This window comes from Flavobacterium sp., assembly GCF_017985075.1.
Classification (GTDB): Bacteria; Bacteroidota; Bacteroidia; order Flavobacteriales; family Flavobacteriaceae; genus Flavobacterium.
This window is the reverse complement of record NZ_JAGNYF010000060.1, coordinates 1-11,104: the sequence shown is the minus strand read 5'-3', so window position 1 is coordinate 11,104 and position 11,104 is coordinate 1. Positions and strand designations below refer to the sequence as shown.

The 11,104-nt window shown below is 31.5% G+C and carries 13 protein-coding genes and 3 tRNA genes; 11 read left to right on the top strand and 5 right to left on the bottom strand.

What is annotated here, in order from left to right; translation table 11 throughout:
* Together KA468_RS09405 and KA468_RS09400 are read left to right on the top strand one after the other, a co-directional pair.
* Positions 1 to 234 (top strand): SRPBCC family protein (locus KA468_RS09405; protein WP_291242685.1); only part of this gene is annotated, 234 nt, incomplete at its 5' end.
* 1 nt (position 235) lies between these two features.
* The gene (locus KA468_RS09400) at positions 236 to 1,525 is read left to right on the top strand and encodes a deoxyribodipyrimidine photo-lyase (protein WP_291242684.1); all 1,290 of its coding nucleotides are present in this window, start codon (positions 236 to 238) and stop codon (positions 1,523 to 1,525) included.
* A gap of 1 nt (position 1,526) precedes the next feature.
* Here the strand turns inward: KA468_RS09400 and KA468_RS09395 are convergent, their stop codons facing one another.
* Positions 1,527 to 2,177: an HAD family phosphatase gene (locus KA468_RS09395; RefSeq protein ID WP_291242683.1), complete on the bottom strand. Its 651-nt coding sequence runs from the start codon at positions 2,175 to 2,177 to the stop codon at positions 1,527 to 1,529.
* Positions 2,178 to 2,264: 87 nt separating this feature from the next.
* Here KA468_RS09395 and KA468_RS09390 point away from each other — a divergent pair, with 87 nt between their 5' ends.
* From KA468_RS09390 to KA468_RS09380, 3 genes are read left to right on the top strand one after another with little or no spacing between them, the layout of a single operon-like run.
* On the top strand, positions 2,265 to 2,807 hold the full coding sequence (locus KA468_RS09390; RefSeq protein ID WP_291242682.1) for a sigma-70 family RNA polymerase sigma factor: 543 nt from the start codon (positions 2,265 to 2,267) through the stop codon (positions 2,805 to 2,807).
* 32 nt (positions 2,808 to 2,839) lie between these two features.
* Positions 2,840 to 3,298, top strand: coding sequence for a hypothetical protein (locus KA468_RS09385; protein WP_291242681.1), 459 nt, complete (start codon positions 2,840 to 2,842; stop codon positions 3,296 to 3,298).
* Positions 3,299 to 3,310: 12 nt separating this feature from the next.
* Positions 3,311 to 3,850, top strand: coding sequence for a hypothetical protein (locus KA468_RS09380; protein WP_291242680.1), 540 nt, complete (start codon positions 3,311 to 3,313; stop codon positions 3,848 to 3,850).
* Positions 3,851 to 3,872: 22 nt separating this feature from the next.
* Here KA468_RS09380 and KA468_RS09375 read toward each other — a convergent pair whose 3' ends face one another.
* Positions 3,873 to 4,904, bottom strand: coding sequence for an oxidoreductase (locus tag KA468_RS09375; protein ID WP_291242679.1), 1,032 nt, complete (start codon positions 4,902 to 4,904; stop codon positions 3,873 to 3,875).
* Between the two features lie 162 nt (positions 4,905 to 5,066).
* Here KA468_RS09375 and KA468_RS09370 point away from each other — a divergent pair, with 162 nt between their 5' ends.
* From KA468_RS09370 to KA468_RS09355, 4 genes are all read left to right on the top strand, one after another.
* Positions 5,067 to 6,284 (top strand): methyltransferase domain-containing protein, encoded by a 1,218-nt coding sequence (locus KA468_RS09370; protein WP_291242678.1) that lies wholly within the window; start codon positions 5,067 to 5,069, stop codon positions 6,282 to 6,284.
* Between the two features lie 13 nt (positions 6,285 to 6,297).
* Positions 6,298 to 7,407, top strand: coding sequence for an endonuclease (locus tag KA468_RS09365; protein ID WP_291242677.1), 1,110 nt, complete (start codon positions 6,298 to 6,300; stop codon positions 7,405 to 7,407).
* A 121-nt stretch (positions 7,408 to 7,528) separates the two neighbouring features.
* Complete coding sequence (locus KA468_RS09360) at positions 7,529 to 8,137, top strand: YkgJ family cysteine cluster protein (protein ID WP_291242676.1); 609 nt, start codon at positions 7,529 to 7,531, stop codon at positions 8,135 to 8,137.
* Between the two features lie 71 nt (positions 8,138 to 8,208).
* Positions 8,209 to 8,805: a YkgJ family cysteine cluster protein gene (locus KA468_RS09355; protein ID WP_291242675.1), complete on the top strand. Its 597-nt coding sequence runs from the start codon at positions 8,209 to 8,211 to the stop codon at positions 8,803 to 8,805.
* A gap of 33 nt (positions 8,806 to 8,838) precedes the next feature.
* On the opposite strand, the gene KA468_RS09350 is transcribed toward KA468_RS09355, so the two are convergent.
* The 3 genes from KA468_RS09350 to KA468_RS09340 form a co-directional block, all read right to left on the bottom strand.
* Positions 8,839 to 8,912, bottom strand: a tRNA-Arg gene (locus KA468_RS09350).
* A gap of 33 nt (positions 8,913 to 8,945) precedes the next feature.
* Positions 8,946 to 9,020, bottom strand: a tRNA-Pro gene (locus KA468_RS09345).
* A gap of 7 nt (positions 9,021 to 9,027) precedes the next feature.
* Positions 9,028 to 9,111 (bottom strand) — tRNA-Ser (locus tag KA468_RS09340).
* Positions 9,112 to 9,365: 254 nt separating this feature from the next.
* On the opposite strand from KA468_RS09340, the gene KA468_RS09335 reads away from it, so the two are divergent.
* Both KA468_RS09335 and KA468_RS09330 read left to right on the top strand, forming a co-directional pair.
* Positions 9,366 to 10,544, top strand: coding sequence for an acetyl-CoA C-acyltransferase (locus tag KA468_RS09335; protein WP_291242674.1), 1,179 nt, complete (start codon positions 9,366 to 9,368; stop codon positions 10,542 to 10,544).
* 11 nt (positions 10,545 to 10,555) lie between these two features.
* On the top strand, positions 10,556 to 11,104 hold a 549-nt coding region (locus tag KA468_RS09330; protein WP_291242673.1), incomplete at its 3' end, for an NlpC/P60 family protein.

Sequence of the window (11,104 nt, the reverse complement as noted above, 5' to 3'; positions counted from 1 at the left end):
GAAGGAGAATATTTTGTAGATGAGCAACGATTTGGACCTTATGCGTTATGGCATCATAAACATTTTATTAAAGAAATCCCTGGTGGCGTAGAAATGGAAGATATTATCGATTATAAAGTTCCAATGGGAATTCTTGGGAAATTGGTACATCCTTTTATTGTAAAACCAAAATTAGATGAGATTTTTGAATACAGAAGAAAAAAATTAATTGAACTTTTTGGAGAATTTAAATAATATGACAATTTTTTGGTTTAGAAGAGATTTACGTTTAGAAGACAATACTGCATTGTTTTATGCTTTACAAGACAATGAAACCGTTTTGCCTATTTTTATTTTTGACGAAACCATTTTGCAACATCTTGAAAAAAATGATGCGCGTGTAACTTTCATTCATAATCAGCTGGAAAAAATAAACGTCGAACTTGGAAAGATTAATAAATCACTTGCCGTTTTTTATGGAAAACCAATTGATGTATTTGAAAAACTTATTAAAGATAACCAAATAAAATCGGTTTATACCAATCACGATTATGAGCCGTATGCCAGAAAAAGAGATGTCGCGTTAAATGAAGTATTCAAAGAAAATAAAGTTGAATTTAAAACCTGCAAAGATCAAGTAATTTTCGAAAAGTCTGAAATCACTAAAGATGATGGTTTACCTTATGTAGTTTATACCCCGTTTTCAAATAAGTGGAAAGCAAAATTAAAGGAAACTAAACTTGTAAATTATCCTTCAGAAACGTTATTAAAAAATATTACTTCGCATTCCTACCCTTTTTTATCCTTAGCAGATATTGGTTTTGAGACAACTAAAATTGCACTTCCCGAGTATACAATTTCTGAAAAATTAATTTCTGAATATGAAGCTACAAGAAATTTTCCTGCATTAAAAAATGGAACTTCATTAGTTGGCATTCATTTAAGATTTGGAACTATTAGCATTAGAAAATTAGTGCAACACGCTTTAAAATTCGAAAATGAGACTTTCTTAAAAGAATTAATTTGGCGCGAATTTTTTATGCAAATTTTATGGCATTTTCCTCATACTCAAACCAAAAGTTTCAAACCCAAATACGATGAAATAAAATGGGTAAATGATGAGAAATTATTTAAAAATTGGTGTGAAGGAAAAACCGGTTATCCAATGGTAGATGCTGGTATAAGAGAATTAAATGCTACTGGGCATATGCACAATCGCGTACGAATGGTGGTTGCCAGTTTTTTATGCAAACATTTATTAATTGATTGGCGTTGGGGCGAAACCTATTTTGCTTCTAAATTATTAGATTATGAACAAGCCAGTAATGTTGGAAATTGGCAATGGGCAGCAGGTTCAGGAGTTGATGCGGCACCGTATTTTAGAATTTTCAATCCTACAGAACAAATTAAAAAATTTGATAAAGAACTAAAATACATCAAAAAATGGGTTCCTGAATTGGAAACACTACAGTATCCAAATCCAATTGTTGACCATAAAGAAGCAAGAGAAAAATGTTTACGCGTGTACAAGGAAGCCGTTGGGTAATTTATTTCAAAATGGTGCTGAAATCTAAATCTTCAAACCTGTCAATAACTAAATTTGCCAAACTGTAATCTTGTTTTTTGGAATTAACACTTCTGTAACCTACACAAAAAACTCCAGCTGCGTGGGCGGCTTTTATTCCGTTGGTACTGTCTTCAATTACTATACAATTTTCTTTATTAGACTTTGATAACCTTACAGCTTCTAAAAAAATATCTGGATTGGGTTTAGATTGCGGAAAATCTTCACCAGAAACAATATGTGAAAAATAAGTATGTAATTTAAATCGGTTAAAAACACGATTTATAGTTACTTTAGACGAAGAAGATGCTAAAATTAATTGAATGCCATTTTGATGCAATTGTTTTATTAATTCCTCCACCCCTTCTAATAAAAACAAGTCTTCTTTGGTATCGAAAGCATCATTAAACAAACTTCGTTTTTTTTGTACTAAACTGTCAATATCATTCTCTATTCCGAAATGATTTTTAATTTTTTCAAATACATTTTTAGTAGAATTACCCGTAAAAGTCGCAAACATTTCTGCAGAAACTTCTATTTCTAATTCTTTAAAATGTTGATAATAAGCATAATTATGTACGGGCTCTGTATCCACAATTACACCATCCATATCAAAAATCACTGTTTGTAACATCTTTTTTGTTTTCTTGCGAAATTAAAAAATTAAATGGTAATTAAACCTTTTTACGTAACTTTAGTCAAATATTAAATTTAGATTCCATTGCAAGACGAAAAAAATTTTATAGCAAGATTAATTCAAACCAAAACGCAAAATGAAGCGTTTAAAGAATTGGTACAATGCTATCAAAAACCTTTATATTATCATATCCGAAATATCGTTTTAAATCACGATGATACGGATGATGTGCTTCAAAATACGTTCATAAAAGTGTTTTCAAATATTGGTAATTTTAAAGGCGAAAGTAAATTGTATTCTTGGATGTATCGAATTGCCACAAACGAATCGCTTACTTTTATTGAGCAACGAGCAAAAAAGCAAGGAATTTCTAATGTAGAAGTACAGCAAAAGGCAATATTGAATTTAGAATCAGATGTGTATTTTGAAGGAAATGAAATTCAAATAAAACTTCAAAAAGCTATTGCTATTTTACCTGAAAAACAACAATTGGTTTTTAAAATGAAGTATTTTGAAGATATGAAATATGAAAATATTAGTGAAATTTTAGATACTTCAGTAGGAGGTTTAAAAGCCAACTATCATCACGCAGTAAAAAAAATTGAAGAATATTTAAAAAACAATTAAACCATTTATAATAAAAGTAGTCTAAATAAATAATGAAAACAGAATTAGAAAATAATAAAATTACAAAAGGATTTACTATTCCATCTAATTATTTCGAAGCATTTTCAAACGAATTATTCGAAAAAATAAATGGTGAAGTAATTACGCAATCGCTTCCTAAATCTACAGGTTTTATTGTGCCTGAAGATTTTTTTGTTAAAAACGAAGCAAAATTGTTAGCAAGAATTAATTATACAGAAGCTAAAGTTGTTAGTTTAAAACACACGTTATATAAAGTAAGCGGAATTGCTGCAGTTTTATTACTAACTATTATTTCTCCTATGCTATATCATTCAGCAGAAATAAAAAATAATGAACTCGTTGAGATGAGTTATTTACAATTACATTCCGAAGAATTAAGTGTATATGAAGTAGGTTCTATGTTAGATGATAAAGAATTAATTGAATTAGAAAACGAATTGATTTACAATAATTTAAACAATATTAATTAAATAAAAAATAAAATGAAAAAATTAATAATACTACTTGCATTTATTTTTAGTTTGAACAATCAAGCACAAGAAAATTCAGAGCAAAAAAAAGCAGAAATAGAAAAACGTAGCGCGCAATTAATTGAAAAAAGAGAAGAATTACTTGCCGATAGAAAAGAAATGCTACAAGAAAGAAAGGATAAAATAAAATCATTAAAAATTGCTTTCATTTCTCAAAAATTGGCGCTTACTTCAGAAGAAGCAGAAAAATTTTGGCCTGTTTATAATAAATATGACGACAAAATAATGGCTTTAAAAGAATCGCAAATGAAACTTCGATTAGACAAAAGAAATAGTTCTGATGAAGATGCATTAAAAAAAATAGAAGAAGCCGAAGCCATTGAATCTGAGGTAATGCTGTTAAAAAAGAAAATGCGTGCAGAATTAATTCCAATTATCACTGCAGAAAAAGTTGTAGTACTTGAGCGTTTAGAGCACGAATTTCACAGAAAAATTTTAGAAAAACTAAAAGGACGTAAGGGCAATCATCCACCACCTCCTCCAAGACGATAAATAGATAATTAATAAGCCATTTTTAATGGCTTATTTTTATTTTAGTTACTTTGTTTTTCCCAGCTAAATAAATGTTGTTTTTTCCACTGAAACGAAGTGTGTAAAAATCCGTGTCATCTAAAATTTTTGTCCAATTTTCTCCAAAATTAGTAGAATAATAAACACCTGATGTTCCACAAGTATATACTACTTTACCACGACTATTCGGTTTGAATTGCACACAAGAGGCATATCCAAAAGCTTTATCTTTTGACACAATTTTCCAAGTTTTACCACCATCTTTGGTTATTGCCTTATTGATAGAATTATCTTTCTGATTTTCGTAATTTCCACCCACAATAATTCCTTTTCTTTTGTTGTAAAAATCCATAGAAAATGCACCCGTCATCGCTTTACCTTGAATTATAGGTGTCTCAAAAACTTGCCAAGTACTGCCTTTGTCTTCACTCATAAATAACCTGGATTTTGTTCCTCCAGAAATAATATAAATAACGCCATCAACAATTTTTACATTTGTATCGCTTGCCGCAAAAGCTGCCTCTCCTTCAACTATTTTTGGTAATAAATCACAGGATATTTTCTGCCAAGTTTTCCCTGAATTTTCTGTTAAAAGCACAGATAAGCAATCTTTTGTTGGATCTCCAATAACTATTCCTAATCCTGTTTTTGCATCTATAAACATACTATCATAAAATACTTTTTCTCCAGTTTCAGAATAAACTAAATTTGAAGCAGCACTATTTCCAAAAGTATTTAATGTGTACATATTTGCTGGAGTTCCTGCATTTAAAACATATATGCTACTATTCGCATAGGCCATACTTCTAAAATCTGTAATTTCTTTCTGTAATTTTACGATTTTAGTTTCAGCTTCGTTTTGGAAACTTATAAATCCTGCTTTACTATTTGTACCTCCAAACCAAACTCCATTAATCGTAGGGTAAATAGCTCGAATAGAAAGAGAATCTAAAATAATATCTTTTCTTTCTAAAACTTTAAATGTTGATTTACAGGATAAAAAAACAAAAAACACAAACAAGGATAAATATTTCATAAACTACTTATTTTAGGCTAATATACAATTATTCAAAAAATGACGGACTTTAAATATCTATATTTTTAGAAATTTATTAGTTTAAAACGAGCTATTTATAGTGTAAATCAAAGGTTTTTTGTTTTTAATTCCTATATTTGCAAGCATTTTTATACATAATACATGAGATTTCACAGAAACATAAGTTTTGCAGTAATAGACGCCTTAATGGCAATTTTTAACGAAGGCGAATATGCTGATAAAGTAGTTGCCAGAGCATTAAAGTTAGATAAAAGATGGGGAAGCAGTGATAGAAAATTCGTAGCAGAAACCATTTATGATATTGTTAGATGGAAACGACTTTATGCTGAAATAGCTGAAATTAAAAAAGAACCATTTGACAGAGATAGTATTTGGAGAATGTTTGCGGTTTGGGCTACTTTAAAAGGATATACATTACCAGATTGGAAATATTTTGAAGGAACACCAGTAAGAAGAATTAAAGGGAAATTTGATGAATTATCAAAAGATAGAAAGTTCAAAGAATCTATTCCTGATTGGATGGATGAAATAGGTGTTAAGGAATTAGGTGAAGTGGTTTGGTCTAAAGAAATTACGGCTCAAAACGAACCTGCAAAAGTAATTTTACGTACCAATACCATCAGAACAACAAAAGAAGCTTTAAAACAAGAATTACTTCAATTAGATATTCATACAAAAGTACTTCCTGATTATCCTGAAGCTTTAGAATTAGAGGAAAGAGCCAACGTATTTATGACAGACATTTTTAAAAATGGTTTGTTCGAAGTACAAGATGCCTCTTCTCAAATGGTGGCTCATATGTTAGATATTCAACCTGGAATGCGTGTGGTTGATACTTGTGCAGGTGCAGGAGGAAAAACATTACACATGGCTTGTTTAATGCAAAACAAAGGGCAAATTATTGCTATGGATTTGTATGAAAGCAAACTAAAACAATTAAAAATTCGTGCCAAACGAAATGGAATTCATAATATTGAATACCGCGTAATTGACACTACTAAAGTGATAAAAAAACTTCACGGTCAAGCCGATAGAGTACTTATAGATGCACCTTGCAGTGGCTTGGGCGTATTAAAAAGAAATCCAGATGCAAAATGGAAATTAAAACCCGAATTTATAGACAATATTCGTAAAGTTCAAGCAGAAGTTTTAGAAAGCTACGCTCCTATTGTAAAACCTGGAGGAAAATTAGTATATGCTACATGTAGCGTACTACCTTCTGAAAACCAAGAACAAGTAAAAAAATTCTTAACTACAGAAATTGGAAAAAACTTTACTTTCGTTCAAGATAAAAAAGTTCTAGCTCACGAATCTGGATATGACGGATTTTATATGGCTTTGTTAACTCGAAATAATTAATCCCCCATAAATTATGAAAACAAAACTACTATTACTATTATTAATTACACAATTTGGCTTTGGTCAAGCTGGTCTGCCTGCAAACCCATATTATAATGGAATGAATTGGACGCTAACAGGCATGAATTTAAAAAATGCTTTAGCGACAAAAATTACAACCACACATACTAATTTTCTAACTTATTCTCAAGATTGGAATGCAATTCAAGCTACAGACGCTAATCCAACAAATTCAAATAATGTACTGTTATTATATGGATTCAGTTCTACAACTTGTCCAACTTCTACATCAGATGATAATGACCATAGAGAAAGAAATAGCATGAGTAATGGAGGTGCAAATTCTTGCGAATGGAACCGTGAACATGTATATGCGAAATCATTAGGAACACCAGCTTTAGTTGATGGCGCGTTGACTTCTGCTGAAAGTGATGCTGGGGAAGATGCACATCATTTAAGATCTTGCGATGTAGATAGAAATGGGAATAGAGGAAATTTAAAATTCGCAGCTGGCACTGGTAATTCAGGAACTGTAACAGGCGGTTGGTATCCAGGAAATGAATGGAAAGGTGATGTCGCTAGAATGATGATGTATATGTATTTAAGATATCCTTCACAATGTTTACCAATTAATGTTGGTACGGGTGCAACTGTTTCTACTGATACGAATATGATTCAATTATTTTTGCAGTGGAATGCGGAAGATCCTGTTTCTCTTTATGAAGATAATAGAAATACATACCATGGAAATACTACTAATACGTTTGCACAAGGAAATAGAAATCCATTTATAGATAATCCTTATTTAGCAACTGTTATTTGGGGAGGACCTGCGGCTGAAAATAGATGGCCAACAGTGTTTTTATCATCTCAAAGTTTCATATCAGATTCAGCAGTTCAGGTATTTCCAAACCCAACAAATTCTAATGAAATTGAAATTAATACAGAAGAATCAATCACTAAATTAACTTTAGTAAATATCAATGGGCAAATTGTAAAAGAAATTGTTAGTCCTATTTTTAATCAAAACACATTTAAATTAAACAATTTACAACAAGGATTTTATTTTTTAAAAATTACCGCTGAAAAAGGAAATTTGACTAAAAAAATTATTGTGAACTAATTTAGTTTTAATTTATTGTATCAAATCCCTAATTACTTTGTAGTTAGGGATTTTTTCTTTTTGAAATAAACCCAACTTAAACCAAGTTTAGTCATATTAAAGCGTACATTCGTAAAAAAACATGTCCATTGAAATAAAGGTTGCTGCTGTTGAACATTTGTTTAGTCAGTTAGATGTTGAAATAAACACATTTCAAAAAGAAACTAAGTTGCATTGTAATGCAGGTTGTGGTAAATGTTGCACTAAATTAGACATTGAAGCCTCGCCATTAGAATTTTTACCTTGGGCGTTTCATATTTTTTTAAATGGTGATGCAGAAAAAATTCTTGCCGAATTAGAAATAAAAACTTCCACAATTTGCCATATATATAATCCTTTGACTTTGTTAGATAAAGTAAACGGAAGTTGTAGTAATTATCCTTATCGTGGATTAATTTGTAGATTATTCGGATACGGCGCTACAAAAGATAAATATGGACAATTACGATTGGCAACTTGCAAAATAATAAAAAACGAGCAAGAAGAAAACTTCAATAATTCAACAAATTCAATAAATAAAGGACTTCTGGTTCCAATATTTACAGACTATTATATGAATTTATCCCAAATAGATTTTCATTTAGGAAATATTATTTTACCAATTAATCAAGCGTTAAAATACGCTATTGAAGAAGTGCTTCAATATTATGCATATCGACCTTTGCCGAATGGATTTAAAAATATTGCTTAACATTCATTACATTATTGCTGTGTATTGATTTGACAATTCTTTTTTAAAACGTAAATTCGCCAAAAAAAAGAATGTCAATTGAAAGAAAAGTGCAAGAGATTGAATTGTTATTCGATAAATTAGAAACCGAATTAACTACTTTTACCTCTAAAACTCATTTAATCTGCAACGCAGGTTGTGGAAAATGTTGTACCAATCCCACGATGGAAGCTTCTCCATTAGAATTTTTACCTTGGGCTTTTCACTTGTTTAAAATTGGCGAAGCAGAAAATACTCTAGAAAAGCTCAATAATCACTCCAACCCTATTTGTTATAATTATAGTCAAACATCAGAAACAAATTTATATTTAGGAAGTTGTACAACCTATAAATACCGAGGTTTAGTCTGCAGATTATTTGGATATGGTGCCACCAGAGATAAATTTGCACAATTACGTTTGGCCACATGTTCTATCATAAAAGACGAGCAAACTAATAATTATAACGCCGCAAACGAAGCCATTAATAATGGGTTAGCTGTTCCAATTTTTACAGATTATTATATGAATTTATCTCAGATAGATTTTCGTTTAGGAAATGTTTATGTACACATTAACAGAGCATTACAAATGGCTTTAGAAGAAGTGTTGCACTATTATGCGTATAGAGATTTTCCAGAAGTAGAATAAAAAAACCTCGATATTTCTATCGAGGTTTTTTTGTGATCGCGCCAGGATTCGAACCTGGGACCTACTCATTAGAAGTGAGTTGCTCTATCCAGCTGAGCTACGCAACCTAAATTTTTTATGCATTTGACAACCAAATGTTGTCGGGGTGGCAGGATTCGAACCTGCGGCCTCCTGCTCCCAAAGCAGGCGCGATAACCGGGCTACGCTACACCCCGAAAAAAGCGGAGAGACAGGGACTCGAACCCTGGCGACAGTCACCCGTCGACAGATTAGCAATCTGCTCCGTTACCACTCCGGCACCTCTCCTATTAATTCCGCAAAGAATTATCCTTTTTTGCGGTTGCAAATATAGGATAACATTCTTTTATTTCCAATTAAAAAATAGTATAATTTTTAAATTTAAAACAAACCTGCTAAATATCAACATCATACATAAATAAATATCAAAAACTATATTTAAAAATTGCATATTTAGGTCATGTTTTTCTCTATAAAAAAGCAATAAATTGTTTAAAATTTGGTAAAATTTTGTTACTTTCGCAGAACTAAATAGAAATAAAATGAGCAAAAAAGTAGTTATCGTATCGGCTGTTAGAACTCCAATTGGAAGTTTCATGGGCGCATTATCAAGTGTACCTGCAACTAAATTAGGAGCAGCAGCAATCAAAGGAGCTTTAAATAAAATAAATTTAAACCCTTCTTTAGTTGATGAAGTAATAATGGGTAATGTAGTTCAAGCTGGAAATGGTCAAGCACCAGCGCGTCAGGCTGCATTATTTGCTGGATTATCTAATGAAGTAATATGTACCACTATAAATAAAGTTTGTGCTTCTGGAATGAAAGCAGTAATGCAAGGCGCTCAAGCAATTATGGCTGGAGATGCAGAAATTATTGTAGCTGGTGGTATGGAAAACATGAGTTTAATTCCACATTATGCACATTTAAGAAATGGCGTAAAGTTTGGTCCTACAACTTTTGTTGATGGTATGCAAAAAGATGGACTTATTGATGCTTATGATGGAAATGCTATGGGTGTTTCTGCAGATTTATGTGCTACAGAATATGCTATTTCTCGTGAAGAACAAGATAATTTTGCTATACAATCTTATACACGTTCAGCAAATGCTTGGGATGCTGGTAAATTTGATACCGAAATTGTTCCTGTAGAAGTACCTCAAAGAAAAGGAGATCCAATAATAGTTTCTAAAGACGAAGAATACACTAATGTAAAATTAGATCGTATACCTACTTTAGCTGCGGTTTTCACTAAAGATGGAACGGTTACTGCGGCAAATGCTTCAACAATTAATGATGGGGCTGCTGCATTGGTATTAATGAGTGAAGAAAAAGCAAATGAATTAGGTTTAAAACCTTTAGCATTCATTAAATCATACGCAGATGCGGCACAGGAGCCTAAATGGTTTACAACAGCGCCTGCAAAAGCATTACCAAAAGCATTAGACAAAGCTGGAATAACCCTTTCAGATGTTGACTTTTTTGAGTTTAATGAAGCTTTTTCTGTTGTAGGTTTGGCAAATGCTAAAATTTTAGGATTAGATAATGATAAAATAAATGTTAATGGAGGTGCTGTTTCATTAGGGCATCCATTAGGGTGTTCTGGTGCAAGAATTATCGTAACATTAATTAATGTACTTGAGCAAAACAATGCAAAAATTGGTGCTGCAGCTATCTGTAATGGTGGTGGTGGTGCTTCTGCAATTGTTATTGAAAGAGCATAAATTATAACGGCATGTTTGGAATTTGTAATTTAGGAATTGTACCCATACGAAGTGAAGCTAGCGATAAAAGCGAAATGGTTTCACAATTGCTATTTGGTGACACATTCAAGATTATGGAATCTACACCTAAGTGGACGAAAATACAAACTACATTCGATACTTATGAAGGTTGGATTGATACCAAACAATTTCAAAAAATTACCGAAAACCAATACCTTATTTTAGAAAAATCGGAAACTGTATTAAATGGGGAATTAATTGATTTTATTTCTTATGAAACCAACCAATTAATGCCTATTCCTTTAGGAAGTTCCTTAAACTTTTTAGACATTGATGAAATAAATACGTCTAATTTTCAATTTGAAGGTCAAAAGGAATGTGGCATAAAATCAAAAGAAAATATCCTTAAAACAGCTTATTTATATTTAAACGCCCCTTATTTATGGGGTGGAAAAACACCTTTTGGAATTGATTGTTCCGGTTTTACACAAATGGTGTATAAACTTAACGGGTATACCCTTTCAAGAGATGCCTCACAACAAGCAATTCAAGGAGATGCC

Coding starts and splice junctions, on each gene's coding strand:
- KA468_RS09380 (WP_291242680.1), top strand. CDS start 3,311: ATGAAAAAATTAATAATACTACTTGCATTTATTTTTAGTTTGAACAAT.
- KA468_RS09355 (WP_291242675.1), top strand. CDS start 8,209: ATGTCAATTGAAAGAAAAGTGCAAGAGATTGAATTGTTATTCGATAAA.
- KA468_RS09400 (WP_291242684.1), top strand. CDS start 236: ATGACAATTTTTTGGTTTAGAAGAGATTTACGTTTAGAAGACAATACT.
- KA468_RS09370 (WP_291242678.1), top strand. CDS start 5,067: ATGAGATTTCACAGAAACATAAGTTTTGCAGTAATAGACGCCTTAATG.
- KA468_RS09335 (WP_291242674.1), top strand. CDS start 9,366: ATGAGCAAAAAAGTAGTTATCGTATCGGCTGTTAGAACTCCAATTGGA.
- KA468_RS09395 (WP_291242683.1), bottom strand. CDS start 2,177: ATGTTACAAACAGTGATTTTTGATATGGATGGTGTAATTGTGGATACA.
- KA468_RS09365 (WP_291242677.1), top strand. CDS start 6,298: ATGAAAACAAAACTACTATTACTATTATTAATTACACAATTTGGCTTT.
- KA468_RS09375 (WP_291242679.1), bottom strand. CDS start 4,904: ATGAAATATTTATCCTTGTTTGTGTTTTTTGTTTTTTTATCCTGTAAA.
- KA468_RS09385 (WP_291242681.1), top strand. CDS start 2,840: ATGAAAACAGAATTAGAAAATAATAAAATTACAAAAGGATTTACTATT.
- KA468_RS09360 (WP_291242676.1), top strand. CDS start 7,529: ATGTCCATTGAAATAAAGGTTGCTGCTGTTGAACATTTGTTTAGTCAG.